The sequence below is a fragment of the Trichococcus sp. TS_SC_9 genome (assembly GCF_056156325.1).
Genome location: NZ_CM149591.1, coordinates 1880085 through 1906788, shown reverse-complemented (window position 1 = coordinate 1906788; position 26704 = coordinate 1880085). Strand labels below are relative to the sequence as shown.

Here is a 26704-nt window from a genome sequence, read left to right as displayed (position 1 = left end):
AGCGCAATAGGTGCGATTTATCTAAATTCCGAAGGGCTTACCCGTGTAGCTAGACAACTTATTTTACGCACTAAAAGGAGCAGATTTCTGCTCCTTTTCTTATTGAAAGAAAGTTGTCACAAGGAGGAACTTTTTCTTGAAAAATGAATTAAAGCCCTACGTCCACGTCGCTCAATATTATGAAACGGACCAGATGAAGATCATTCACCACTCCAATTACATCCGTTGGTTCGAAGAAGCCCGCGTGGACTATCTTGACCAGATCGGCGCGAATTATGCGAAATTGGAGGAAGCCGGCATCATCAGCCCGGTCCTTTCCGTCGAAGCGCAGTACAAAACGATGGCACGCTTTGGGGACTCCGTCTATGTCCTGACCGAAATCGATTCGTACAACGGCGTCAAATTGTGTCTGGCCTACCGTGTCATCGATGTCGCAACTGGCGAATTGCGCACGACAGGCAAAAGCAAGCATTGCTTCCTGAACGAAGAAGGCCGCCCTGTTTCGTTGAAGAAAGTCCAACCGCATGTGCATGCCAGCTTCGAAGCCTATCGGGAGCATGTTTTCAGCGTTTGAGTAAAACGAAATAGAATCTCTACCAAGAAATTAACTTGACCCGAGCATCAGCCTGCCCCCTCAGCTTCGCAAAAGCGGCCTTTATAGGAGAAAAGTATTGTGGATGCGTAAGAAGCACTCGCCACCCGAACAGGCCAGTATGGTGCCTTTATGTACCGAAAAAAGCATGAGCCCTTGAATGATTGGGCTCATGCTTTTTATTCTGCGCTCTGATTTTCATTTTGTTCCAGTATGCTCACGAAGCGGTCGGTCAGGTTCGCAGTGAATCCCCAAAGGCGATGGGTCTCTAGATGGTAGAACGGCACACTATGGACGCCGATTCTGAATTTGTAGTCCCTACCGTTAGGAATCAATTCGAACGGGAAGTCGTCTGGGTGCTCCAGCCTGACCGTTGAAGAGTAATAAGTCGGCCGGTTATCCATGAAATACTGAAGAGGAACCGTGAAGATTTCCTGTACTTCTTTGTTGAAGCAGATATCATCCTTGTCCACGCCAATGATCTCCCCAACGAAACAATGAATAATCGCGCGCTCATTCATGATATAGTCCATTTCCCCCAAAACTTTAATATTGTCCCTTTTTAGGTTCAACTCTTCCATTGTTTCCCGAATGGCCGTCGCTTCAAAACTTTCTCCCGGCTCCACTGCGCCGCCCGGAAATGACGTGTCGCCCGGTTGGGAGATATGCTCGCCGCGCACTTCATAAAGCACATGAAGCGCCCCGTCCACCCTGATCAAAGGAAGCAGAACGGAAAAGTAGCGCTGTTCCCCGATTGGCTCGGGTTCATGCCTCGCCAATATTTTCTGAATATCCTCCAGCATCGTGTCCTCACCTACCACTTGTTTTTCTATAGTATACACGCTATTATCTCGAATTCGAAATAATATGCTCAGATTCCCTTTCAAATCTAACCGGAGATGATCTTCACGTGGAATTTGCGGTTACGTGGGCCGTCATAATCCCAGAAGTAGATGCTTTGCCAAGTACCCAGCAGCATCCGTCCTTCCGTCACGATGATCGTTTCACTGACACCGGTCAAGGATGACTTGATGTGGGCGTCGGAGTTGCCTTCGACATGGTGATAGCTGCCTTTAGTTGGGAACGTATCCGTATAGCCCCAATTCATGTCCTTCTGCACATCTGGGTCGGCATTTTCATTGATCGTTATGGCGGCTGTCGTATGCGGACAAAAGACGACCATGATGCCGTCCTTCACGCCGCTTTTCGCCAGAGCGTCCTCGAGATAGACATCAATGTTCGTCAGCGACTGTTTGCCGCTCGTTTGGATGCGATATGTAAACAGATTTTGGCTCAATTGCTTCCCCTCCATTCTGCATCATCAAACAATTTCTGAAACTCAGAAACTCAAACTGCGTCAACTGATATCTGCCACTCGATGCCGTAGCGGTCAATCAGACTGCCGTAAAGCGGGCTCCAGAAAGTCTGTTGGAGTTCCATGCTGATGGAGCCGCCCTCTGCCAAGCGGTTGAAGACAGCCCGGGCTTCCTCCACATCATCGTAGGTCAGCGTCAAGGATAGATTGTTGCCGGTATGGAATTCCCTTCCCGGGAAAACATCGGAAATCATCAGCATAGCGCCATTTTTCAGTCTGATTTGCGCATTCATTATCAGATCCTCCACACCCGGCGGCAGGGAAAACTCTTCTGCCGCAGCCGTATCGTCCTTCGGTGCTTCCCCGAATGTTGTGATGCCAAGCAACTCGCCTTCAAGGAGCTCAACATAATAATGCGTTGCTTCTTTGGCGTTGCCATCGAAATTCAGATAAGGAAATAGACTTGTCAACATACGGATTCCTTCTTTCGAATGTATTTTATTTTTATAATAATTAACGCACCACTTCAATGCCGGCTACATTTCCGACATCGTGGTAATTTTTCCCCGTTTTCTTATCGGTGAAGTCGACCGTGACGATGCCCGATAGTCCTTCTTTAATCAACTTATCCATACCCTGTCTGGTCGGCGCCACCAAGGCAGCGCCGTGAAGTACTTCCGCACAGATGGTAAGGGAGGCGGAGCCATGGGAAACTTCGATTTCGATCCGATCATCGGTCAACAATCCCAATGTGAATTTGCTGCGGTTATAGGTCGCAAATCGGTATTCCTCTCCATCCACGATGAAATTGCAAATGAAGCCTTCGAAAGAGGAACCCCGGAAAGGAATTTTCGCCACCGAGAAGAAAAGGCTGGTTTGCTCCTCTAGGAAATGGTTGCACTGGATCCAGACATACTCCTCCGGGAAAGACGATCCCCAGTCCTTTTCAATGTAGCCTTTGCCGCCTGTAAAATCACTTGTCTTGGTTCCAATCGCAACCGTCCCGTCGATGGCGTGATTCATGCTGATGACGCCGTGGTAGCATTCCATGTTCGGTATGTAAGCGAAGAAACCCATAATGGATGGCGACATCGGTGTGCGTTTGACCGCTTGGAATGGCCCCAGTTTAAGGATGCCTTCTATCCCGAAATCATCCTCCTCCAGATGCACACTAACGAGTGTTTCTGAAAAAATGCTGTTGCCGACTTTCAGCACAAAGGGACTTTGGTTACATTGAAATGCAGACAGAGGATAGCGGATGTAGCCGGTCCGCATCTCTTTTTCAAGCGCATTTCCGACATGGACACAGGAATATTGGATGAAACAGTGCGGGTCTTCCTCGGTAATGGAAATGCCGGGAATCAGACTGAGGACGGTCTTTTCGTCTGCCGAAACACTCTTGAAATACCACCCTTCAAAATAGGGACCTTTCTTTTGCAGGTCGCCTTGAAACAGGATCGGATGGGTCACTTTATTTGCCATGGTGCAGCGCTTCCTTTCGCATGCTTTCTTATCTTTACTATGCAACAACATCCCTTATTACGTCAATCTTTTGCATTTGCAGGGAAGTCATTTTTTCTTTTTTCGTTTGATCCCGTCGTGCTATATCTGTTTATTTATGGAACGTTAACTCCGATGAAAATGCGCCTCCTCGGATCACAATTGCGCCAGACAGCTCAACTCCGACGAGAGAATGTCCGACGGAGGAGACGGCATTGCGGACGGCTGTACTCCGTCGAAGCCGCCGTGGTCGGAGGTGATGATCTTTTTGTAGTTTTTTCCTCCTGCAAGGCAACCAAGCCATCATAAGCATCCAAACAAAAAAGGCCACTCCAGCGTTAATGCCGGAGCGGCCCTGTTTTCATATGTAAAAGGTTACTGTTTGATGATGGATACGACGCGGGCGCCGTCCACTTCTATCGTCACGCTGTCCCCGGCTTTGATGAACGGCAGCTGCTTGTCGATGGATACTTTAGCGATATAGATGGTTTCTGCATCGCCTTCCAACGTGAAGTAGTAAGTCGTTTCGCCGTCGATGACGACTGATTCCATGGCGGTGATGGCACCACTGATTGTTTCGGTCTCGACGACTTCTTCTTCCTCGTCGGTTGTCGTGGAAACGACGCCGCCAGTATAAGCGTTCCACGCAGCAGCCAAGGAATTGCCGGTCCCGACTTTCTGATAGTTCGTCGCATTCACAAAGGCGTACATTTTGATCAAACCGGCATCATCCTTCAAGGACAATTGATAAACCGGCTTGCTTTCCATATTGAACAAAAGCGGGAATGTGCTGATATAGCCTTTTTCCTGCACCGATCCCTGAGCGCTCTCCATGGCACTCCATTCGGTCGCTGTGCTGATGTTGTAGCGTTTCGATTCCTTGGTCCTGGAATTGACCAGCACAAAACCGATATTTGATTCATCTGCCGCAACGGAAGTCAAACCGGTGTACAGATACAGATCATCATTCAGCACGATGTAGTTGTAGCCATCCGCATTTTGGATGACGCCCTTCTTGCTGATGACGCTGTTTAGGTACCCGCCTTGATATTGCCCATTGTAATTGATTTGCGTCATCACCATGTTCGCTGGGAACACGCGATCTACCCAATCAGGTACATCTGCAACACTATAGCGCGTGATGTCACCGGAGGAAGCATCCACGACGAAAACGCCGACAACTTCCTTAGGCCCCATGAAGCTGAATTTCTTTTCAACGATAGGCGCAATGTAATACGGATTGCCTTCTTCATCCAGTTCAAAGACCGGATTTTCGAACATCACAGTCGGATAGTTGAAAAAGATATGGCGCGTGATGTCATCCCCGAAATAGCCTGAATGGGAATAACGGATGTTTTTCTCCAGATTCACCAATTCAGAATCTCCCGTCACCATATCGACGGTCACATAATGCGGAATGCCATCGGCGCGATTGTTCAACCAACGGAAAAAGCTGACGTATTCCAATGGCGAAACGCGGACTGAATCACCTTTGTAAGCAATCTGCGTGTATTCCGTGCTGACGTCGAATTGGGAAACCAAATTGAGGACTTCGCCAAGCTTACGGCTCCCCAAACGCTCTGCCATATCGCGGTCGATCGTCGGTATCTGCGAAGGGTCCGTAATGGTCAGATCCTCCTCAAAATTACCTTCTGTGTGCGTAATCAAGCTGGCATAATCTTTGGCCCTGAAAATTTGGGAGCCAAAAAGCATCCCACCAATGATGAAGACTATGCTAATCCCGATGATAGCTCCAGAAACTTTGTTGACTTTATCGGCTTTTGACCGATCCAAGACGTTCATCAATGCTGCACTTGCGACCAAATACAAAAACATATTCGTCCAAAACTCTGGTGACTGGATCGACACTGGGGTCAACGCCGAATACCAATATCCTAAAAGAACGACTGCTGGCAGGCCATAGGCAATCGCCACACTTTTCCAATTTTTCACAACTCTGCACCCTTTCTTTTCCTTCGAATCTTCCCTCTTAAACCATTTAAGGATTTGATGCTAGTATTATACCATTTTTTTGAGCTATATTTCGAATTTCAATATATGGGATTATTTAGGCAACCTGAATAGCTTGTCACGCTTGATCCATTGTCCGGTCAGATGCAGAAAAGGCGATGGTCATTGAAGCTGACTTTTTCCTCCGGAGAGGAGGTGCTGTGCCGAAGGAGAAGATCCAAAAAGACGATTACCTCCGACCTCGGCGGCTTCGCCGGAGCACAACCGTCCGCAGCGCAGTCTACTCCGGCGGACATTCGCTCGCCGGAGTTGAGCTCACGGCACAAGCTGTTCTCCGATGAGCGACCCTCTCATCGGAGCTGGAGATCCCAACACCCCGACACCCTAAAACCGCCAAAAACCCGAAGCAGCGAATTCACGTTGCTTCGGGTTTTTTCAATTGATTAGTAGATGTCAGTGTCGCCTGACAAGAAACGGTCCACTTCGCCCGCGGCTAGTTTTCCTTCTTGCAAAGCCCACACGACTAAGCTTTGCCCGCGGCGCATGTCGCCGCATGTAAAGACTTTTTCCACGTTAGTTTTATAGTCGGTCTCTGCTGCTTGGATATTGCTGCGCAGATCGCGTTTCAAAGCTAATTCATCCGGAATCGTATCTTCAGGACCGGTGAAGCCCATAGCCAGCAAGACTAGGTCCGCTTTCCAGACTTTTTCGGTTCCTTCGACTGGAACTGGATTCATTCTGCCTAACGCATCACGTTTCCATTCGATCTGAACAGTATGGACAGCCGTAACTTCGCCTGCCTCATTCTTTTCGACTTTCGTCGTGTTGATCTCGTAGTTGCGCGGATCGTAGCCGGTCAAGTAGATTGCTTCTTCTTGGCCGTAGTCCGTTTTCAGCTTTTTAGGCCATTCTGGCCAAGGGTTCGTATCTGCATCACGTTTTTCCGGTGCTTGCGGCATGATTTCGAATTGATGCACGCTCTTCGCCCCATGACGGATGGAAGTACCGACACAATCGGTACCGGTGTCCCCGCCACCGATTACGATGACGTGTTTGTCTTTGGCAGTGATTTTGCTTTCCTGCGGTTCACCCGCAAGGATGTTTTGTGTGTTTGCAGTCAGGAAGTCCATAGCCATATGCACGCCTTTTGCGTCATTGCCTTCAACATTGATTCCGCGGGCGCGGGTTGCGCCGCCGCATAGAACGACTGCATCATACGTGTCAACCAATTCCTGCGCAGTGATGTCTTTGCCGATTTCAGTGTTGCAGACAAAGGCCACGCCGGCTTCTTCCAGGATGTCCAGTCTTCTTTGGATGATATCCTTGTCCAATTTCATGTTCGGGATACCGTACATCAATAAACCACCCGGACGATCGCTTCTTTCGAAGACAGTGACCGCATGACCGACTGAAGTCAAGTAGTGCGCAGTCGCAAGACCGGCAGGACCGGAGCCGACAACCGCAACGCGTTTGCCGGTTGCTGGAGCTTTCGCCGGTTTTACCCAACCATTCTGGAAAGCATGTTCGATGATTTCGTATTCGATGCTGCTAATCGTTACAGGTTCACCGATAAGTCCCACTGTACAAGATCCTTCACAAGGAGCAGGACAGACACGTCCTGTAAATTCCGGAAACGGATTGGTCAAGGATAAACGTTCGTACGCTTCTTTCCATTGACCGCGATACACCATGTCATTCCACTCGGGGATGAGATTGTGCAGTGGGCAACCGGACGCTCCGTTCGGCAACATGATGCCTGCTGAACAGAACGGAATGCCACAGCTCATACAACGGGCCGCTTGGGTCCGAATTTTTTCTTCTGATGTTTCTTCACGCATTTCGCCCCAATTTTTGATGCGGACTTCCGGAGAAATCTTTTCATAATTGGAACGGCTATATTCCTTAAATCCAGTAACTTTTCCCATCTTATCCCTCCTCCTTAGTTTGTCACAACTGGTTTGTAGCGCTCATCAAAGGCATAACGCATTGCTTCTTCTCCGGTGATGCCCATCTGGTTCGCTATTTCGATGTTTTCCAGGATGAACTTGTAGTCGTTGGAAATGACCTTAGTGAAGCGGGATTTCATTTGATCCCAGTTAGCCAAGATGTTTTGCGCTTTTGGACTTCCCGTAAAGATCATATGCTCCTGCAGCATGCGTTTGATTGTGTCATACTCTGTGTTATTCAAATCTGTCGTTGCGCTGACCATTTCCATGTTCAGGTTATTTTCATCGAAATCAAGGATATAAGCTACCCCGCCCGACATCCCCGCAGCGAAGTTACGTCCGGTTTTCCCGATGATCAGAACCGTTCCGCCAGTCATGTACTCACAACCGTGGTCGCCGATTCCTTCAACGACAGTATCCACGCCACTGTTACGAACGCAGAAACGTTCACCGGCGATTCCGTTGATGTATGCTTTACCACTCGTCGCGCCATAGAAAGCGACGTTCCCGGTGATGATGTTTTCTTCAGGTGCGAATGTAGCCTCATTCGGTACGCGTACGATGATTTTACCACCGGACAAGCCTTTACCTATATAGTCGTTCGAATCGCCTTCCAGCGTCAATGTCATCCCTTTCGGAATGAATGCGCCGAAACTTTGTCCTGCCGAGCCCACGAATGTCAATTGGATCGTATCTTCCGGCAAGCCTTCAGCACCATATTTTTTCGATATTTCGCTGCCGATGATGGTTCCGACAACGCGGTCGATGTTTTGGATAGCTGATTTTGCTACGATGCGTTTCTTAAAGTCGATGGCCGGTTTCACGATTCTCAACAGACGACGCATATCCAATGTTTTCTCTAACTCATGGTCTTGCTCCGTCATGTTGTATCTGCCGACATTCGGTGCTGCATATGGTTGGTACAATACGCTGGACAGATCGACTGTCTTCGCTTTCCAATGCTTCACATTTTCTTTCATCTTCAGCTTGTCGCTGCGTCCGACCATTTCATTGATCGTGCGGAAACCTAATTTCGCCATGATTTCACGCAATTCTTCGGCAACGAACATCATGAAGTTCACGACATATTCTGGTTTGCCTTGGAAGTTCTTGCGCAACGTTTCATCCTGCGTTGCGATACCCACTGGACATGTGTTCAGGTGGCAGACACGCATCATGATGCAGCCGATAGCCACTAGCGGTGTTGTCGCAAAGCCGAATTCTTCGGCACCCAACATACAGGCGATCGCAACATCGCGACCGGTCAATAATTTACCATCCGTTTCGACGCGAACACGGTCACGCAATTTGTTCAATACTAATGTTTGGTGTGCTTCCGCCAAGCCCAGTTCCCACGGCAAGCCGGTATTACGGATGCTGGTTCTTGGTGCTGCACCTGTACCGCCGTCATAACCGCTTATCAGGATCGTATCGGCATTTGCTTTCGCAACTCCAGCTGCGATCGTACCAACGCCGGCTTCAGAAACCAACTTCACGTTGATGCGCGCATGACGGTTGGCATTCTTCAAGTCGAAGATCAATTCTTTCAAATCTTCGATGGAGTAGATATCATGATGCGGAGGCGGTGAAATCAAGCCCACACCCGCGATGGAGCCACGTGTTTTGGCGATTTCAGGATATACTTTCTGTCCTGGCAATTGTCCGCCTTCACCCGGTTTTGCACCTTGGGCCATCTTGATCTGGATTTCCTTCGCGTTCACCAAGTAATGGCTCGTAACGCCGAAACGTCCGGAAGCGACTTGCTTGATGGCACTGTTGCGGGAATCTCCGTTTTCATCCAATTCGAAACGGCGCGGATCTTCTCCACCCTCACCCGAGTTGCTCATCCCGCCGAGACGGTTCATTGCGATCGCTAAGGTTTGGTGCGCTTCGATACTGATCGAACCGTAAGACATCGCTCCAGTCTTGAAGCGTTTCACGATGCTTTCAGCCGATTCGACTTCTTCGATTGGAATCGCGTCTTGTGCGTTTGGCTTGAATTGCATCAGTTGACGCAGCGTATACGCCTTCGTCTCAGCATTGATTTCGCGAGAGAACTCTTTGTATTGCTCATAGTCCCCTTGGCGAGTCGCTTGCTGCAGACGGTAAATCGTGCTCGGATTGTACAAGTGTTCTTCACCCATAGCCGAGTATTGGAAATGGCCGCCCACTCCCAGCGTTTCGCTGTAAGGCGCTGTAGCTTTATAGGCACTGTCGTGACGCATTCTGTTTTCTGTCGCAATTTCCTGCAGGCCGATTCCTTCGATTCGGGTAGGCGTGCCTGTAAAGTATTTAGCGACAACTTCGCTGTTGACTCCCAGTGCTTCAAAAATTTGTGCACCGTGATAACTGCGCATTGTTGAAATACCCATTTTTGTCAATACTTTGGACATACCATGGACAGCCGCGTGGATGTAGTTCGCTTCCGCTGCCTCAGCATCCAGTCCGTCCAACAAGCCTTCTTCAGCAAGTTCGCGGATGGTCGCATAAGTCAAGTAAGGATTGACCGCGTTACAGCCGTATCCGACCAATGTGCAGTAATGATGCACTTCTCTTGGTTCACCGGATTCCAGCACAAGGCCGACGCTCGTGCGTGTTTCTTCGCGGATCAAATGATGATGCAGACCAGAAACAGCCAATAAAGCCGGAATGGCTGCCCATTCAGCGTTCACACCACGGTCGGAAAGGACCAAAATGTTGGCGCCTGAAGCAATGGCTTTGTCCGCTGCATTGAATAGACGTTCCAAAGCTTTTTCCATCCCTTTCGCATCTTCTTCGACGCGGTATAAAAGGGAAAGCGTGACTGTTTTGAATTTGTCATCCTGCAACGCTTTGATTTTCGCTAATTCAGAATCCGTCAAAATTGGGCTATCCAAGTAGATGGCATGCGTATCAGCCTTATCCGGATCTAACAGGTTACCGCAATTTCCGACAAGCATCGTATCGGAAGTAACAATTTCCTCACGGATCCCATCAATCGGAGGGTTCGTAACTTGCGCAAATAATTGTTTGAAGTACAGATACAACATCTGTGGTTTGTCTGATAAGACTGCCAATGGAGAATCGATCCCCATTGCTCCGACTGAATCGCCACCTGTAACGGCCATCGGTTTGATCAGTAACTGGATGTCCTCGAACGTATAACCGAAAGCTTTCTGTTGGTGCAACAACTCTTCAGGATCAACAATTACGGTCAACGGAGCAGGCGCAATATCCTTCATTTTGGACAGATGCTTCTCAGCCCATTCTCCGTAAGGTTGTTTAGCAGCTACCGTTTCTTTGATTTCTTCATCCGAGATGATACGTTTTTGCTTCGTATCGATCAACAGCATCTTACCTGGCTCCAGACGGCCTTTGTAGGCTACATCTTCCGGACGCACATCTACGACACCTACTTCGGATGAAAGGATTACGCGATCATCTTTCGTCACATAGTAACGGGACGGACGCAAACCGTTTCTGTCCAACACCGCTCCGACGATTTCCCCATCCGTGAAGCCCATTGCTGCAGGGCCATCCCATGGTTCCATAAGGAAGTTGTTGAAGTTATAGAAATCTTTTTTGGATTTCGACATCGTTTTGTTCTTTTCCCATGGCTCAGGAACCATCATCATGACAGCTTCCGGCAATGAGCGGCCGTTTAGATACAAGAATTCCAGATTGTTGTCGAATTGGGAAGAGTCACTCCCCGTTTCGTCGACGATCGGGTAGATTTTTTCACTGGCATCCAACAGATCCTGGGACATGCTGCCTTGACGGGCGCGCATCCAATTGATGTTCCCGCGGATTGTGTTGATTTCGCCATTGTGAATCAAGTAACGGTTTGGATGAGCTCTTTCCCAACTTGGGAAAGTATTCGTACTGAAACGGGAATGGACCATCGCCAAAGCAGATGTGAAATCCAAATCCGTCAAATCAAGATAGAAGCTGCGCAATTGTTCTGCAGTCAACATCCCTTTGTAGACGATTGTTTTCGAAGAGAAACTGGCAAAATAGAACGAGCCGCCTCTTTTTTCGCTCATCGGTACGATTAGTTTTTCAGATAATTTACGGATGACGAACAATTTGCGTTCGAAATCCATTTCAGTCATCTCAGGATTTCCTTTACCGACAAAGACTTGGATAAAACGCGGGATAGCTGCCTTTGCAGTCACACCGATTTCAGAGCTGTCGATCGGAACCTCACGCCAACCCAACACTTTTTGACCTTCGGAAGTGACAATCTCTTCCACCATTCTCATTTGTTCGTGACGTAGATCGTCATATTTATGGGCAAAGAGCATCCCTACTCCATAATCGCCTTTTTTAGGCAAATGGATTCCTAGGACGTCGCACTCCCTGCTGAAAAAATGATGAGGAATCTGCACCATGATACCTGCTCCGTCACCTGTTTTGGCATCAGCGCCGGAAGCACCCCTGTGCTCCATATTTTCCAATAAATCCAACGCATCAGAGACTAATTTATAAGAGCCATTACCATTGATATCAACGACAAATCCCATACCGCATGCATCATGCTCGTAGGCGGGATCATACATTCCTTGTTTTTTTGGAGGAGTGTAACTATTCATTTCGGCGTCCCTACTTTCTATTATGTTATTCTGATATTATAATCAAACTCTAATTTAAATACAATCCATTTTCATTCATTTTTTCACAATTAGTTGCATCTTTTTTTTGATAGTAACAATATTAACTTTGGAAAAAACATTTGATATAACACAATTATACAACCTATCAGCCGTTCACTGACTTGTGATAGATTTCATAACATCGCCATGTAAACAATTACCGTTTTCATGACTTTTTAATGCAAGTTGGTTTCATTCTGTCATTTTGACCTGCAGATGCTATTATTTATTAAAAAATACCCGACCTTGATTAATTTTAAGGTCGGGTAATAGATTTTGTTCTATTTAGTAAGTGTCAAAAGCATTTCTCTGACGGTCTTGCAGGCCATAGCAGTCGAAGCGCCCGACGGATCGTATTGCGGAGAAAGCTCAACGACGTCGGCTGCAACGATCTGATTCAATTCCTGCAGCACAGCGATACCCGCCAACAATTCTTTGTAGGTGATGCCGCCTGGCTCAGGTGTGCCGGTTCCCGGGAAAGTTCCTGGGTCCAAAACGTCCAGATCAATCGTCACATAAACGGGAACATCCTTCAATTGCTGTACAATCTGCGGCAGCGTTTCGATGGTGAATTTTTCCATATAAGTATGCTCTTTCGCCCATTCGAATTCTTCCTTCAAACCGGAACGGATACCGAATTGGAAAATGCGGCCGTCTCCCAAAAAGTCGAAGCAGCGGCGGATGACCGAGGCATGCGACAGCGGTTCTCCCATATAGTCTTCACGCAGATCTGTGTGGGCATCGATATGGATGACATGCAGATTTGGGTATTTCTCATAGGCAGCTTCGATAGTAGGCAAGCTAACGAGATGCTCGCCGCCGACCATCAGAAATTTCTTGCCGCTGTCCAGTACTTCTTTTGTATAGGTTGAGATATCGCTCAATACACGCTCTGTGTTGCCAAAAGGCAGATCCAGATCTCCGCCATCATGGATGGCCTCTTCTTCAAGATCACGATCCAAATAAGGGGAATAACTTTCCAAGCCGAATGAATCTTGGCGGATCGCTTGCATCGCAAAGCGCGTGCCTGGCCTGAAACTGGTTGTTCCGTCGAATGGAATCCCGAATAATACGGTAGATGCTTCTTCAAATGAAGATTCGCAGCCGATAAAGGTCTGGATGTTCATGTTATTTTTCACTTTCTGCCGTCCTCCAACTGTATGCTATTTGATTGTTGTTTCGATTGCTTAATCTTTCAGAACTTTGATCTGATGAGGCATTTTTTCCTCAGTCAAGACATTGCCTAATGTTTCATTGTAGTAGTGGTAATGCTGAACGACTGCCTCAGAAATCACTTCACCAGGGATGATCAACGGAATTCCTGGTGGATAGATCATGATTGAATCGGCACTGATGCGTCCGATTGCGTCGTCGATGCTGACCACTTCATTATCGGCATAGAACGCGTCGCGCGGGCTGCAGGCCAATTTGTTGATGCTGCAAGTCATCACGTGCGCATCGAAATGTTGGCTTGCTTTTTTGTAGCGTCTGCGTACATCCATCAAGGCATCAACCAGTCTCCCGATTGTTTCGCGTGTGTCGGCTGTGCTGATAACTGCCATCACGACATAGCCTTCAGCCAGCTCCAATTGGATGCCATATTCTTCCTTCATGATCGTGTAGACTTCGAAGCCGGTCAGGCCGATATCATTGACTCGGATCACTAATTTAGTCCAGTCATAAGTCTGGTAGAATTTATCTTTGATGTAGTCGGATTTCAAAACTTCATAGTCGCCGAATGCTTCGATTGCTTCAATCGCTTCGCTGACGATCGGGCGCAGTTTTTTGTAGCGGTCTTTGCCGTACATCGCCAATTCGCTGCGTGCAGCATCGATAGAGCTCATCAACAAGTAATTCGCGCTGGTCGATTGCAGCATGTTCAGCACTTTTTGTAATTTTGTAGCAGAAATGCGATCCCCTTGCATCACCATCAAGGAACTTTGCGTCAAGGATCCGCCGGTTTTATGCATAGAATAAGTCACCGCATCGGCTCCAGCTTTCATCGGATCCTTCATTTTTCCGGGCATGAACGGCAAATGCGCTCCGTGCGCACTGTCAACAATGACCACAACACCGCGTTCATGCGCGATATCACAGATTGTTTCCAAATCGTTCAAAGATCCGAAATAAGTCGGATAAGTGACCAAAAGAGCTTTCGCTTTAGGATTTTCATCCAATCCTTGGATGATGCGTTCCACGGAGATTCCGTGAGAAATTCCGAAGGCCAAATCCATTTCGGGCTGGATGAAGATTGGCTTTGCGCCGCTCAGGATCAACCCGTTCATCACTGATTTATGGCAGTTGCGGGGAACCAAAATTGTATCGTTCGGTCCCACAACGCTCATGATCATCGCTTGAATTCCTACAGTCGTACCGTTCACCAAGAAAAAGGCCTGATCGGCATTGTATGCTTTTGCAGCCAATTCCTGTGCTTCTTTTATGACGGATTGCGGATGGCTCAACAAGTCCAATTCTTTCATGGAGTTGACATCCATCTGCATCGTCATATCACCGACTGCCATTTTAAATGGTGTCATCTGCGCACCCATTTTATGTCCAGGGACATCGAAAGGCGTAACGTCCTGTTTCGCATATTTAACAAGCGCTTCGAAAAGCGGCATTTTGATATGTGTAATATTTTTTGCTTTAACGTTAGAAATTTGGTAAGTAATTTTGTCAGAATGACCATCCAAATAAGTGTCTGAATTGAATAAAACCTTTTCAGCCAAATAGATTTCCCCCTTTGATATAAAAAATGGGCATAAAAAAAGCTCTCCAACCAAAGGAAAGCTTCGATATCTATCAGCTGCTTTTCCTCTTATTGCTCATAGGACTTGGATAATCCTACGCTCAGGTTGGGCACCCAATATCAATCTGTACTGAAAAAAATTAGATTGATTGGTTTGCCACCGTATCTTCGACCCCTCGTCTCAACGGCTATTAATAAGAGATATTCAATTTATGCAAGCTAAATTCTATACAAATATGCTGCATATGTCAATGATTTTGGATAGAAAACTATATTTTTTTTCAAATGATTTTTCCGAACGATTCTTAAACAGTTGTTCCGCAACATTCATGAATCACAGTGAACGCCCTCGTATTCCGAAAAAGTTGTATTCGCCTTTCATCTTTCCCTGCTCAGGTCAGAAGATCCTCACCGGAGATGCAGGTCTTGATATCAAATCTTACTTGCACACCCCGCACTACGCCATAAAAAAACACAACCCATGATAAAGGATTGTGTTTTTTATGCGCACTATTTTTAAGCTTTCGACTGGCTTTTCACCATTTCGAATTCCTCTTCCATCGCAGCGGATGGTTTTTCCCCAATCAAGGAGAACATCACTATCGCCACACAAGAAAGGATGAATGCCGGCAACAGTTCGTAGATGCCGAACACGCCGCCGATCGGTTTGATCAAAAGTTTCCAGATGAAAACAGCGATTCCGCCTGTCAACATGCCAGCAATGGCACCTTGACGCGTGGTTTTTTTCCAGAATAAGGAGAACAGCATCAACGGTCCGAATGTCGCACCGAAGCCCGCCCAGGCGAAGGATACGATCGTGAAGATGACGGAGTTCTCATCCAAAGCGATGATGATTCCTAGGATCGCCAAAACAATCAAAATCATCCGCGTCATTGCCATGATTTGCTGATCGGAGGCATCCTTGCGCAAAACACCTTTGTAGATGTTTTTCGAGAAAGCACTTGCGGCAATCAGCAGATACGAATCCGCGGAACTGATCGTCGCCGCCAAAATACCTGACATGACGATTCCGGCCAAAAGAGGCGGGAACAATAACGTCGCCATCTCGATGAAGATCGTTTCTGAAGTGGAAGCAGTCGTCAACGCCATCGGGAACATCGAACGTCCGATCAGACCGATCAGGACGGCAGCGCCCAATGAAAGAGTCGCCCAAATAATCCCGATCCGGCGTGATTGCTTGATATCATCAGCCGAACGGATCGCCATAAAGCGCAACAGCACTTGCGGCATACCGAAGTATCCAAGGCCCCAAGCCATGCTGGACGCAATTGTGATCAGTCCGTATTTGCCTGCAGGTCCAAAGGCAGCCATCGCGCCATCAGCTTGTTGCACACCATCAACCAATGTCGGTGTTGCGATTCCGAAGAAATCCAAAAATCCTGGGATGCCTTTCAGGTTATCGATGACCGCTCCGGGACCACCGGCATGCACGACACCTCCGACCAAAACAACAGCCAACGCCGCAATCATGATGATGCCCTGCATAAAGTCGGAAACACTCTCAGCCAAAAATCCGCCGATGAACGTGTAGAACACGACGAACACCGCTCCGGCGATCATCACCGGGATGTAAGGCACTTCGAACAAAGTTGCGAAGAGTTTCCCTACCGTCACAAAACAGCTGGCTGCATAGACGGAAAAGAAAACGAAGATGAACGTGGAAGATACTGTCAAAATGACGCGCTTATCCTCATGGAATCGATTGCTGAAGAATTCCGGCAACGTGATTGCTTCCGCGGATTCAGAATAATGACGCAACCGCTTCGAGACGATGATCCAGTTCAAAGATGTCCCCAATGCCAAGCCGATCGCTGTCCAGAATGCGTCCGACAGCCCTGACCAATAAGCCACGCCGGGAAGGCCCATCAGGAGCCAACCGCTCATGTCCGAGGCGCCCGCACTGATTGCAGCAACCCAAGGACCCAGACTGCGTCCGCCCAAGAAGAAATTATCGGAGCTTTCGTTTGATCGCTTGTAGTAATAAAAACCGATACCTATGATGATCGACATGTAGCCAGCCATCGCCATAAAAATTAATGCTTTATCCATAAGTTACCTCCAAAATAAATAATGACATGTTTCATCATTTTAATTTAATTAAAATCTAATGAATTCACTACGCCATCATAGCATAAGACTAAAATTGTAAGCAACCTTATTTTCAGGATAAGCAGTGACATTACTTTTATAGCGAAAATAACTATTGATTAACTCTATTTTTCCAGTTCGGTTATTTTCTTTGTGCATGTCCTGGCTTGCTTCAGGAAAACAAAGGCAATCAATGTCAAAAGCATAGACATCAATAGGAGCATCGGCTCCTTTGTTTGGATTGCATTGTACCACTGCGGGATGGAAAGCAGGAATTCTACAATGGCCACGCGTACAAATATCGTCCGGATGCGTCTGAATTGTTTGATCTGGCTTTCCGGATCGGTGTAGAGTTCAAAGCTACCTTTCTTCCGGAAGATTGCCCAGATGCCCCACGTCTGCACGAGTTCCCCACCGGAGTCACGTATCAGATCATACAGTTCATTGCGTTGTTCGACCGTCTTATCGCTGATGAGATCGACACGATAGGTATATTCCCCCAGCTGGCATTTTTCAAAAGTATACAATCCCAAGAAAAAACGTTTCATGGCGTAGCCTTTTGCGGACATGTCATTCAGGAATGTTTCTTCCTTGTCTTTATCGTAGTAGAGCCTAAATTTTTTCATCATTTTCCATCGCCTTTCTGCCGTTTTTGAGAAGTTCGCCCAGTCTGGCGATTTCCTCATTTAGAACTTCTTTTCCGAGTGTCGTGATCAGATATTCCTTCTTTTTGCGGGACTGATCATCCTGACTATGTAGCATGATCCATTTTTTCTCCAAAAGCGTGTTCAGTGCGCCATAAAGCGTACCTGCTCCCAGAGCGACCCTGCCCTTCGTCCGCTCTTCCACCTGTTGCATGATACCGTAACCGTGGTTCGGCTGCAGCAAAGAAAGCAGAATATAAAACATCGATTCCGTAAGCGGTGCTCCCATCATATACCTCCTCTTCCGATACGTCGGGTATCGCTATATATAATATATCGCCTCCCGATGTATTTGTCAATAGAGAACCTACAAACACTTGTCTAACAAAAAAGCTTACCTGATTTCTCCAATTCCGGAAAAATCAGGTAAGCTCCATTAATTTTGTAATTATCAAACGGTCTCCACAAGAGCAGCAATCCACTCGATAACGTCCTGCGTTACTGCATCTTTGTTCGTCTCATTGAGCAGTTCATGACGGGCACCCTCATATAGTTTGTAGCTCACATTCTGAAGGCCAACTTGTTGATAAGCCTTGCATGTCTGGAGGATGCCTTTTCCGGCCTTGCCCCCGACCGGGTCAGCGGTGCCTGAAATGAAATGCAGCGGCAGGTCCTTCGGTGTCGACTGGATATTCGCAGAATCGTTTATGGCCAACAATCCGCTGAAGAAATCATGGAAATAGCCAGCTGAACCGATTTTTCCTCGCAACGGATCCGCCAAGAACCTATCCACTTCTGCCCCGTCACGGCTGAGCCAGTCCAAATCCGTCCGGGCGGGCTTGAAACCCCGGTTGAAGTTCTGGAAGACCAGCTTGTCCAGCAATAGGCTTGGGTATGCTCTTCCATTTCTTTTGATTTCCGAAGCTGCCACGACTGTGCCGAGCTTCAGCAAGGCATTCGAAAATACCCCGGAACCGGACAGAACTGCGCCGGTAAGATCGTCCCCGTACAACTGAATGTAGCGTCTGGTCAACATCGAGCCCATGCTGTGACCAAACAGGAACAGCGGAATGGCGGGGTTTTCTGTTTGAATGATTTCAGTCAGCGCACGCATATCTGCGACGACCTTGTCGAATCCTGCCTCATCCGCAAAGCAGATTGCTTTGCCGACATTCCCGTTCGTTTTGCCGTGGCCGCGATGATCGTTTCCGTAGACGACGATTCCCGCATCCGCCAGTTTGCTGGCAAAAGCAGCATAGCGTCCGATATGTTCCGCGTAACCATGCGCGAGCTGGACGACGGCTTTCGGTTTCTGCAGTTCTTCCGGAGACCATTTCATCGCGAAGATTTCTGTGCCGTCGCTTGATTGGAAAGTGAATGCTGCTGCTGTCATGAGTGGACCCCTCTTCTGGTATCAGATTAAAAAATAGGTTAATCAGCATGGCTAACGCTATACTTTTCTCCAATTTAGCGATACCGGTCGGAAATGTCAAGCACCACAATAGAAAGCTAATGAACCTCTTTTATTGGCTTAATCCTTCATGAATCTTTTCTACATTCCATTTCATCATATCGTAATAGCTGTCGCCGTCTTCCCCTTGCTTCGCGATAGAATCCGTGAACAGATTGCTGTAAACGGGAAGATCCACCTCATTTGATAATCGTTCCATGCTTCTGTGATCGACACTCGTCTCCACAAAGAGAACCGGAACTTCTGAATTTCGGACTTTTTCAATGATTTGCTTCATCTGGTCAGGCGTACCTTGACCTTCGGTATTGATTTCCCAAATATAGGCGGCTTGTAATTCATAAGCTTTTGAGAAATACTTGAAAGCTCCTTCGCTCGTCACCAACAGTTTCTTTTCTTCGGGGATATCAGCAAATTCTTTTTTTGCTTCGCTGTCCAGTTCCGTTAAATCGGCAATGTATGCATCCGCATTTTTTTCATAGGTTGCTTTATTTTCAGGATCTTTTTCACTCATAACGCGCGTGATTTCGTTAATGTAACGAATACCATTTGAAATATCCAGCCAAGCATGAGGATCTTGTTGTGAGCTGTTTCCGGTTAGATAAATTGGTTCGACATTTTTACTGACAACGAAGTAATCCTCATCTTCTGCTTTACCGGCAGTTTCCATCAATTTATCAAACCAGCCATTGCCAGTTTCCAGATTCAATCCATTGTAAAACACAACATCGGCTTCGCTGGCTTTTCGAATGTCTACCGGCAAGGGTTCGTATTCGTGCGGATCAGTCCCAACTGGCACGATACTGTGCGCATCGATCAGATTCCCTCCAACTTTTTCTACCATGTCGCCAATAATGGAGTTTGTGGAGACAACTTTAAGTTTGGTTTCTGTTGTTTCTGAGGCATCCGTACTTCCTTTATCTTCTTCCGGAGAATTCCCGCATCCTCCCAAAACACCCACAAACAGCACCGCAGCAAGCAACATTAGTTTATTCTTCATTATGTACATTCTCCTTTCTTAATTGACCAACAAGGCCCTTCTTCGGGGCAAAAATGAATGCCAAAATGAAAAACATAGCTGCTGCCATGACAATCGTCGCTCCGGACGGCAAGTTGTAACTGTAGCTGAAGTAAAGCCCAACGATAGAACTGAGGGTTCCAAATACTGTCGACAGGACAATCATAACAATCAATTTGTCGGTCAGTTGGTAGGCTGTCGCAGCCGGTGTGATCAGCATTGCGATCACTAAAATCGTCCCGACTGTCTGCAGCGAAGTCACAGCAACTAGTGTCAGCAAAAACATTAACCCATAGTTGATTGCACTGATGTTCCAACCATATGATTTTGCAATCGTCGGTGCAAAAGAAGTCAGTTTGAGTTGTTTATAGAAAAGCGGCACTGCGATCAAGACGATAACAAGCACCGCGGCTGTCAAGAACATGTCTGAATCACGGACAGCAAGTACATTCCCGAAGAGGATGTGATATAAATCAGTGGAGCTTCTGGCGAAGGAAATCAAGATGATTCCTAGCGCAAAAAATGCACTGAAGACGATTCCGATTGCCGTATCGTTTTTTAAACGACTGTGTTTCGTGACAAAACCAATGAGTGCGGCGGATGCCATCCCAAAAACCGTGGCACCGATGACATAGCTGCTCCCCAGCATAAAAGAAATCGCCACTCCCGGTAATACTGCGTGCGAGATGGCGTCCCCCATCAAAGACATTCCCCGCAAGATGATGAAGGAACCGATGATTCCAGCAGATATCCCGACCATAACGGAAGTGATCAAAGCGTTCTGCAGGAATTGGAAATCCAAGAGTCCTTGAATGAATTCATTTAACATTTGTTCCACCTCCTAGACTGATCATTTCGGAAATCGCTTCCCCATAAGCCCTTCCCATATTATTGGCAGTAAATACCTCGGAAACCGTACCAAAGGCAACCACTTCTTTATTGATCAGGACAATATTATCAAAATAAGACTGTACTTTATGCAGATCATGATGCACGATCACGATTGATTTGCCTTCATCGCGAAGTTGTTTCAACAGCTCAATGATGATTTTCTCACTGGTGGCATCGATCCCGGCAAAAGGTTCATCAAGCAGCAACCACTCCGCTTCCTGAGCCAACGCCCGTGCAATGAAAACACGTTGCAGCTGTCCCCCGGATAATTCACTGATGTGCCGATCCTTAAAAGCTGCCATTCCGACTTTCTCTAAAGCCTTTAATGTCAGATCCTTTTCTTTTTGCTTTGGTCTCTGGAAAAAACCTAATTTGGAGTAGGTGCCAAAAAGCACGGTTCCGAAAACATCTATCGGAAATGAGAGATCGATTTCTTGTCTCTGTTCAACATAGGCTACCTTGTTTATCCTTTCCTTCAGTGGTTTGCCGTAAAGACTTACTGCTCCAGTATTTAACGGCGTCAAGCCCATGATCCCTTTCAATAAGGTTGATTTCCCGGCTCCATTTGGTCCGATGATCCCTGTTAATTTATTCGGCTCAAACGCAAGTGTTGCATTTTTTATTGCAGACTGCCCTTGATAGGCTATATTCATATTCTGGATTTTTAAATTTTCCATTATTTATCGTTCCTTTCTCGTTTTTATATTTTCTGGTCTCTGAATTTGTGTCGAGCGACCTATTATGTATAAGTCTAAACTAAACATATTATTAGGCATACCTAACTTTTTGTTTAAGTTTATCTTATTTAATCCAAGTGAGCAAGTATTTTGCATTTTTCGCATGCTTTTTTTGTAGCTCTTTTCTATCAGTGCAAAAAAAATCACCTTTTTATGTCATATATATGAACGAAGCTCATTCATACAACAACTTAAAAAGATGATTTTTTTTTATTACACCATACAGCCCATTAAATTAATATTTGCAAGGTTCTATATGTGAAAAGTTTATTCCCACTCGATGGTCGATGGTGGCTTGCTCGTGATATCGTACACTATACGGTTGACGTGCTTCACTTCATTTACGATGCGTCGGGAAATCTTGTCCAACACTTCGTAAGGGATGCGAGCCCAGTCGGACGTCATACCATCGATGGATGTCACGGCGCGGATACCGATTGTGTAGTCATACGTACGGCCATCGCCCATTACGCCTACGCTGCGGAAGCCCGGCAGGACAGTAAAGTATTGCCATACATCGCGGTCCAAACCAGCATTCGCAATTTCTTCGCGCAGGATGTAGTCTGATTCGCGGACGATTTCCAATTTTTCTTCGGTGATTTCGCCGATGACGCGGATTCCTAAACCAGGGCCTGGGAATGGTTGGCGCCAAACGATGCTGTCAGGCATGCCAAGTTGTGTTCCCAATTCGCGGACTTCATCTTTGAACAATGTGTTCAATGGTTCGATCAACTTGAATTGCATATCTTCAGGCAGTCCGCCTACGTTGTGGTGAGACTTGATTGTTTGGGCAGTCTCGGTTCCACTTTCGATCACGTCTGTGTACAGCGTTCCTTGCGCCAAGAAATCGATGCCTTGCAATTTCGTAGCTTCATCGTCGAATACGTAAACGAATTCGTTACCGATGATTTTACGTTTTTGTTCCGGATCGCTAACGCCTGTTAGTTTGTCCATGAAACGTTTTTTAGCATCAACACGGACGATGTTCAAGCCGAATTTGCCTACAAGGCTTTCCATAACTTGATCGCCTTCGCCTTTGCGCAAAAGGCCGTGATCAACAAAGATACAAGTCAATTGCGAGCCGATCGCTTTGTGCAGCAACACGCCGACTACGCTTGAATCAACCCCGCCGGACAGTCCCAACAAGACTTTTTTTTCGCCGACAGTTTCTCTGATTTTTTTGGTTTCGATTTCGATGAAGTTGGCGATAGACCAGTTGCCTGAGCAGCCGCAGACTTCGAAGGCGAAGTTCTTCAGCATTTCGTTGCCGTGTACAGAGTGCTGTACTTCCGGGTGAAACTGGACGCCGTAGAATTTTTCTGCTGTATTAGCGAAGGCTGCAACAGGACAGTTGTCGTTTGTGGCAGTCACTTTGAAGCCAGCAGGAATTTCAGTGATTTTGTCACCATGGCTCATCCAGACAGTCTCGATGTCAGAAAGGCCTTTGAACATTGGCGTATCCAAATCAAGGATTTCGATGTCGGAACGTCCGTATTCTCTCTCATCAGCAGGAATGACTTTTCCGCCGAAATGGTCGGTCATCAATTGCATGCCGTAGCAAATGCCCAATACAGGGATGCCCAAAGCGAAAATCGCCGGATCGACTTTGAAAGCATCGTCTTCGTAGACGCTGTTCGGGCCGCCGGAGAAAATGACCCCTTTGACGTTCCCCATCGCTTTGATATCTTCAGCTGTTGTGCGGTGTGAAACCAACTCTGAGAATACGCCGAATTCGCGGATGCGTCGTGTAATCAATTGGTTATATTGACTGCCGAAATCCAGTACGACGATTTTTTCCAACTCGGTAAATTGCTCTATCATCTAATAATCTCTCCAATTTCTTTAATATTTTTTTATGTACAATTCATCAATAAAGTGATTCGTTGTTTTATGAATCACTAAATTTGCACGTGTGATCGTGGGATAGATATACTCCCGAAGGTTTTTCAGGTTGACCCTTTTCCAGACGCCTCTGGCCATCTCGATAGCGTCTTCGCGTTTGCCGATTGCATAATTGTAGTAATAATTGTCCGGTTGATCGATCGCCAGGTCCATCAGCATTTCGAAACGTTCGATGTACCATTTTTCAATCATCTCTTCCTCGGCATCCACATAGATGGAAAAGTCAAAGAAGTCGCTGACGTAAATCTGTTGATTGCTTGGCAACTGCAACACATTGATCCCTTCCACAATCAGTATATCCGGGTGATTCACTTCTTCATAATCTCCCGGGACAATATCATAAATACGGTGGGAATAGACCGGAAACCGGACATTCGGCTTGCCTGTCTTCACATCCAACAGGAATTGCACCAAATTTTCCATATCGTAACTTTCCGGGAATCCTTTACGATCCATGATGTTGCGTTCCCTCAAAATCCGGTTCGGATACAGGAAGCCATCCGTCGTCATCAATTCGACAGCCTTAGTAGGATAGGCCCGTTTCAGAAGGTTCTGCAGGACACGCGCTGTCGTACTTTTCCCGACTGCGACACTACCAGTTACGCCAATGATGAGTGGAGACGGCTCATAGGGTCTGCCGAGAAATCTGCTTTTATCCCGCTGAAGATTCCGGTACTGCTGCAAGTAAATATCGAACATATGCACCAATGGCACATAGACATCCTTGACATCTTCCAATGAAAGTCTGTCATTCAATGATGTCAATTCCTTCAGTTCCTCTTCCGTGATTGCCGGAATGGAATCTTGATGAAAAGTTTGCCATTCTTCACGATGGATTTCGTAGTAGTTTCTATCTTCTATCATAGCTTTTCCCTTCTGGAAATAATCAAACTTTTGGTAATTGTATCATACTTTTCTGAAAATTTAACCCCTCTGAAATACGAACATTTAATTTTAATCGAAACCTAATCTTTGCTTTCTGCTACGGTAAAGCTTTTTAAGTTTCCATAAAATCACAAAGATTTGATTTACTTTGCATTTTTGCTCCGATACAATGAAAATAATGAAAGAAAATAGCGAAAAATATGTGCTGAATTTGTCGAAATTGCATAAACATCGCCTGCACAGTTCGGAAGACTTCGGCGAAATCATGCCGATTTGCAAAATCCCTGTACAGCAAGCATAATAGAAGACGCGCAAGAATCAGCGGCAGTACGACTTTACCCGCATAATTCAGAACCAGTAAAGGACGATCCTACATGATAAAAACACGTTGCTCCACCGGAAAGTCGCACGGCAAAATCATCCTGATGGGTGAACACGCCGTCGTCCACGGGGAGCCATCCATCGCGCTGCCCTTCCCGGCAGTCGAAATGACCGCGACCGTATGCGAGTCGGAAGGTCCCTTGACCATTGATTGTTCTTATTATAACGGCATCGCCGCAGAAATGCCTGAAATCCTGGAAAGCATGCGTACAGCCATCCAATCGGCTTTGACCGAACTACAGGTTTCAGACGAAAATTTGTCGATCTCGCTCGCGAGCACCATCCCGGCCGAAAGAGGCATGGGTTCCAGCGCTGCCGTTTCGGTGGCCTTGACCCGCGCCCTTTTCGCCTACTTCGATAAGCCATTGGACCAAGCGACCTTGCTCCGGCTAGTCAACATAGCCGAGATGGTCGCACACGGAAATCCCAGCGGTCTGGATGCCGCCACGGCAAGCGGGGACGAACCGCTCTTTTACATTAAAGGCCAGCCTTTCGAAGCTTTCCCTTTGAACCTGAAGGCTTACATGATCGTCGGGGATACCGGCGTGACTGGGCAAACAAAGGAAGCTGTCGCCAGCATCGCCACGAAATTGAACGGAGAAAATCCGCAGCAATACCGCGAGGCCATCACCCGTTTGGGCAGTTTCGCCCAAACTTCGAAGTCCGCGATCGAGGCTAATGACCCGCAACAATTGGGGCATTTGATGAACCAAGCCCATAAGGTGTTGTCTTTTCTGGACGTATCAAGTCCTGATCTGGACAGACTCGTTTCAGCGGCCCTTTTTGCAGGAGCGCTGGGCGCCAAATTGACGGGCGGCGGACGCGGCGGTTGCATGATCGCATTGGCCGGTACCCGCTGCGAAGCGAAAAAAGTTGAAGAAGCTATAAGCCAAGCCGGGGCAATTCGGACTTGGATCTATCAAATGGGAGGAAGTCATGAAGATGCCTAAGCAAGCTTATGTCCGAGCGCATACCAACATCGCGCTGATCAAATATTGGGGGAAGCGGGACGAAACCGACTTTCTTCCTATGAACAGCAGTCTTTCCATGACCTTGGATAAACTCTACACGGATACCATGGTCTTCTTCGATGAGGCCCTCCCGCAAGATTCCTTCTATCTGAACGGCGAGAAGCAAGGCGAAAAAGAGACGCAAAAAATCTCCAAATTCCTTGATCTGTTCCGCCAAGAAAAAAACACAACTATGCGTGCACGCGTGGAAAGCGTCAACCATGTTCCTACCGCAGCGGGCTTGGCATCATCAGCCTCCGCCTTCGCTGCTTTGGCAGGAGCTGCCAACTTGGCTTTGGGTCTTGATCTGGATCCGCAGCGATTATCGACTTTCGCAAGACGCGGCAGCGGCAGTGCAACACGTAGCATCTACGGCGGTTTTGTGGAATGGGATATGGGGACTTGTTCCGCCGATTCCTTCGCGGTACCGGTCGACGATGCCTGTTGGGATATCGGCATGGTCATCGTGGCCGTCAACCAGAAAGCGAAGGAAGTCTCCAGCCGCATCGGCATGAAACGCACGGTAGAGACTTCGCCCTTCTATCCTGCTTGGGTGGAATCAGCGAAAAAAGATATCCTGGCCATCAAAACAGCCATCGCCGCGAAAGATTTCATCCGTTTGGGCGAAATCACCGAAGCAAATGGCATGAAGATGCACGGAACCATGCTGGGTGCGGAACCGCCGTTTTCCTACTGGGAACCTGACAGCATCGTCGCCATCAAGACCGCACAGGCTTTGCGCAAACAAGGCATTCCCTGTTATGTCACGATGGATGCCGGTCCGAATGTCAAGGTGTTGTGCCGCCTTTCGCAAGCCGAAACGATAAAAGAAGCGTTGTTGGAACATTTCAGTGAGGATAAATTGATCATCACCAAGCCCGGCAAAGGAATCCGGGAATTGACTGCAGCCGAACGCGCTGTCTACAACTGGAACGACTAATAGGAACAGAGAGGG

22 protein-coding genes and 1 riboswitch are annotated in these 26704 nt (G+C 47.2%); of the genes, 4 read left to right on the top strand and 18 right to left on the bottom strand.

What is annotated here, in order from left to right; all coding sequences use genetic code 11:
• The first annotated feature begins 136 nt into the window (after nucleotides 1-136).
• Nucleotides 137-574 (top strand): acyl-CoA thioesterase, encoded by a 438-nt coding sequence (locus tag AC0J5I_RS09220; RefSeq protein WP_475299534.1) that lies wholly within the window; start codon nucleotides 137-139, stop codon nucleotides 572-574.
• A 197-nt stretch (nucleotides 575-771) separates the two neighbouring features.
• Here the strand turns inward: AC0J5I_RS09220 and AC0J5I_RS09215 are convergent, their stop codons facing one another.
• From AC0J5I_RS09215 to coaA, 18 genes are all read right to left on the bottom strand, one after another.
• A complete protein-coding gene (locus AC0J5I_RS09215; RefSeq protein ID WP_475299533.1) occupies nucleotides 772-1434 on the bottom strand; it encodes an NUDIX hydrolase in 663 nt (220 codons plus the stop codon).
• Nucleotides 1435-1481: 47 nt separating this feature from the next.
• On the bottom strand, nucleotides 1482-1889 hold the full coding sequence (locus AC0J5I_RS09210) for a secondary thiamine-phosphate synthase enzyme YjbQ (protein ID WP_475299532.1): 408 nt from the start codon (nucleotides 1887-1889) through the stop codon (nucleotides 1482-1484).
• A gap of 50 nt (nucleotides 1890-1939) precedes the next feature.
• Nucleotides 1940-2380, bottom strand: coding sequence for a VOC family protein (locus AC0J5I_RS09205; RefSeq protein ID WP_475299531.1), 441 nt, complete (start codon nucleotides 2378-2380; stop codon nucleotides 1940-1942).
• Between the two features lie 40 nt (nucleotides 2381-2420).
• Complete coding sequence (locus AC0J5I_RS09200) at nucleotides 2421-3389, bottom strand: tocopherol cyclase family protein (RefSeq protein ID WP_475299530.1); 969 nt, start codon at nucleotides 3387-3389, stop codon at nucleotides 2421-2423.
• A 393-nt stretch (nucleotides 3390-3782) separates the two neighbouring features.
• A complete protein-coding gene (locus tag AC0J5I_RS09195; protein ID WP_475299529.1) occupies nucleotides 3783-5360 on the bottom strand; it encodes a hypothetical protein in 1578 nt (525 codons plus the stop codon).
• 461 nt (nucleotides 5361-5821) lie between these two features.
• Complete coding sequence (locus tag AC0J5I_RS09190) at nucleotides 5822-7303, bottom strand: glutamate synthase subunit beta (RefSeq protein ID WP_475299528.1); 1482 nt, start codon at nucleotides 7301-7303, stop codon at nucleotides 5822-5824.
• A gap of 14 nt (nucleotides 7304-7317) precedes the next feature.
• Nucleotides 7318-11895, bottom strand: a complete 4578-nt coding sequence (gene gltB, locus AC0J5I_RS09185) for a glutamate synthase large subunit (RefSeq protein ID WP_475299527.1) — start codon at nucleotides 11893-11895, stop codon at nucleotides 7318-7320.
• Between the two features lie 341 nt (nucleotides 11896-12236).
• Nucleotides 12237-13094 carry an agmatinase gene (speB, locus tag AC0J5I_RS09180; protein WP_475299526.1) on the bottom strand — a complete coding sequence of 286 codons (858 nt, stop codon included), beginning with the start codon at nucleotides 13092-13094 and terminating at the stop codon, nucleotides 12237-12239.
• Nucleotides 13095-13142: 48 nt separating this feature from the next.
• Entirely contained in the window at nucleotides 13143-14684 is a 1542-nt protein-coding gene (locus tag AC0J5I_RS09175; protein WP_475299525.1) for an aminotransferase class I/II-fold pyridoxal phosphate-dependent enzyme, read from the bottom strand.
• Between the two features lie 86 nt (nucleotides 14685-14770).
• Nucleotides 14771-14905: riboswitch (SAM riboswitch) on the bottom strand.
• 315 nt (nucleotides 14906-15220) lie between these two features.
• The gene (locus tag AC0J5I_RS09170; protein ID WP_475299524.1) at nucleotides 15221-16774 is read right to left on the bottom strand and encodes a sodium/proline symporter; all 1554 of its coding nucleotides are present in this window, start codon (nucleotides 16772-16774) and stop codon (nucleotides 15221-15223) included.
• Nucleotides 16775-16938: 164 nt separating this feature from the next.
• A complete protein-coding gene (locus tag AC0J5I_RS09165) occupies nucleotides 16939-17442 on the bottom strand; it encodes a DUF2812 domain-containing protein (RefSeq protein ID WP_475299523.1) in 504 nt (167 codons plus the stop codon).
• On the bottom strand, nucleotides 17426-17749 hold the full coding sequence (locus AC0J5I_RS09160) for a PadR family transcriptional regulator (protein ID WP_475299522.1): 324 nt from the start codon (nucleotides 17747-17749) through the stop codon (nucleotides 17426-17428). The genes AC0J5I_RS09165 and AC0J5I_RS09160 overlap by 17 nt, the downstream gene beginning before the upstream one ends.
• 159 nt (nucleotides 17750-17908) lie before the next feature.
• Nucleotides 17909-18850: a lysophospholipase gene (locus tag AC0J5I_RS09155; RefSeq protein WP_475299521.1), complete on the bottom strand. Its 942-nt coding sequence runs from the start codon at nucleotides 18848-18850 to the stop codon at nucleotides 17909-17911.
• A 130-nt stretch (nucleotides 18851-18980) separates the two neighbouring features.
• Entirely contained in the window at nucleotides 18981-19925 is a 945-nt protein-coding gene (gene efaA / locus AC0J5I_RS09150) for an Mn/Fe ABC transporter substrate-binding lipoprotein EfaA (protein WP_475299520.1), read from the bottom strand.
• Nucleotides 19915-20772 (bottom strand): metal ABC transporter permease, encoded by an 858-nt coding sequence (locus AC0J5I_RS09145; protein ID WP_475299519.1) that lies wholly within the window; start codon nucleotides 20770-20772, stop codon nucleotides 19915-19917. The genes efaA and AC0J5I_RS09145 overlap by 11 nt, the downstream gene beginning before the upstream one ends.
• Complete coding sequence (locus tag AC0J5I_RS09140) at nucleotides 20762-21511, bottom strand: metal ABC transporter ATP-binding protein (RefSeq protein WP_475299518.1); 750 nt, start codon at nucleotides 21509-21511, stop codon at nucleotides 20762-20764. Before AC0J5I_RS09140 ends, AC0J5I_RS09145 begins: the two co-directional genes overlap by 11 nt.
• 327 nt (nucleotides 21512-21838) lie before the next feature.
• The gene (gene guaA, locus AC0J5I_RS09135) at nucleotides 21839-23392 is read right to left on the bottom strand and encodes a glutamine-hydrolyzing GMP synthase (protein WP_475299517.1); all 1554 of its coding nucleotides are present in this window, start codon (nucleotides 23390-23392) and stop codon (nucleotides 21839-21841) included.
• A 21-nt stretch (nucleotides 23393-23413) separates the two neighbouring features.
• Nucleotides 23414-24337: a type I pantothenate kinase gene (coaA, locus tag AC0J5I_RS09130; protein ID WP_475299516.1), complete on the bottom strand. Its 924-nt coding sequence runs from the start codon at nucleotides 24335-24337 to the stop codon at nucleotides 23414-23416.
• Between the two features lie 199 nt (nucleotides 24338-24536).
• Between coaA and AC0J5I_RS09125 the strand changes: the two genes are divergently transcribed.
• From AC0J5I_RS09125 to mvaD, 3 genes are all read left to right on the top strand, one after another.
• Complete coding sequence (locus tag AC0J5I_RS09125; protein ID WP_475299515.1) at nucleotides 24537-24659, top strand: hypothetical protein; 123 nt, start codon at nucleotides 24537-24539, stop codon at nucleotides 24657-24659.
• 73 nt (nucleotides 24660-24732) lie between these two features.
• On the top strand, nucleotides 24733-25689 hold the full coding sequence (gene mvk, locus AC0J5I_RS09120; RefSeq protein WP_475299514.1) for a mevalonate kinase: 957 nt from the start codon (nucleotides 24733-24735) through the stop codon (nucleotides 25687-25689).
• Nucleotides 25682-26689 carry a diphosphomevalonate decarboxylase gene (gene mvaD, locus AC0J5I_RS09115; RefSeq protein ID WP_475305647.1) on the top strand — a complete coding sequence of 336 codons (1008 nt, stop codon included), beginning with the start codon at nucleotides 25682-25684 and terminating at the stop codon, nucleotides 26687-26689. Before mvk ends, mvaD begins: the two co-directional genes overlap by 8 nt.
• Nucleotides 26690-26704 lie beyond the last annotated feature (15 nt).

What these genes read in the sequence shown, in the direction of transcription:
- AC0J5I_RS09205 (WP_475299531.1), bottom strand. Translation starts at nt 2,380, where the DNA reads ATGTTGACAAGTCTATTTCCTTATCTGAATTTCGATGGCAACGCCAAA.
- AC0J5I_RS09200 (WP_475299530.1), bottom strand. Translation starts at nt 3,389, where the DNA reads ATGGCAAATAAAGTGACCCATCCGATCCTGTTTCAAGGCGACCTGCAA.
- AC0J5I_RS09190 (WP_475299528.1), bottom strand. Translation starts at nt 7,303, where the DNA reads ATGGGAAAAGTTACTGGATTTAAGGAATATAGCCGTTCCAATTATGAA.
- gltB (WP_475299527.1), bottom strand. Translation starts at nt 11,895, where the DNA reads ATGAATAGTTACACTCCTCCAAAAAAACAAGGAATGTATGATCCCGCC.
- AC0J5I_RS09170 (WP_475299524.1), bottom strand. Translation starts at nt 16,774, where the DNA reads ATGGATAAAGCATTAATTTTTATGGCGATGGCTGGCTACATGTCGATC.
- AC0J5I_RS09165 (WP_475299523.1), bottom strand. Translation starts at nt 17,442, where the DNA reads ATGATGAAAAAATTTAGGCTCTACTACGATAAAGACAAGGAAGAAACA.
- AC0J5I_RS09160 (WP_475299522.1), bottom strand. Translation starts at nt 17,749, where the DNA reads ATGATGGGAGCACCGCTTACGGAATCGATGTTTTATATTCTGCTTTCT.
- AC0J5I_RS09155 (WP_475299521.1), bottom strand. Translation starts at nt 18,850, where the DNA reads ATGACAGCAGCAGCATTCACTTTCCAATCAAGCGACGGCACAGAAATC.
- efaA (WP_475299520.1), bottom strand. Translation starts at nt 19,925, where the DNA reads ATGAAGAATAAACTAATGTTGCTTGCTGCGGTGCTGTTTGTGGGTGTT.
- AC0J5I_RS09145 (WP_475299519.1), bottom strand. Translation starts at nt 20,772, where the DNA reads ATGTTAAATGAATTCATTCAAGGACTCTTGGATTTCCAATTCCTGCAG.
- AC0J5I_RS09140 (WP_475299518.1), bottom strand. Translation starts at nt 21,511, where the DNA reads ATGGAAAATTTAAAAATCCAGAATATGAATATAGCCTATCAAGGGCAG.
- guaA (WP_475299517.1), bottom strand. Translation starts at nt 23,392, where the DNA reads ATGATAGAGCAATTTACCGAGTTGGAAAAAATCGTCGTACTGGATTTC.
- coaA (WP_475299516.1), bottom strand. Translation starts at nt 24,337, where the DNA reads ATGATAGAAGATAGAAACTACTACGAAATCCATCGTGAAGAATGGCAA.
- AC0J5I_RS09125 (WP_475299515.1), top strand. Translation starts at nt 24,537, where the DNA reads ATGAAAGAAAATAGCGAAAAATATGTGCTGAATTTGTCGAAATTGCAT.
- mvk (WP_475299514.1), top strand. Translation starts at nt 24,733, where the DNA reads ATGATAAAAACACGTTGCTCCACCGGAAAGTCGCACGGCAAAATCATC.
- mvaD (WP_475305647.1), top strand. Translation starts at nt 25,682, where the DNA reads ATGCCTAAGCAAGCTTATGTCCGAGCGCATACCAACATCGCGCTGATC.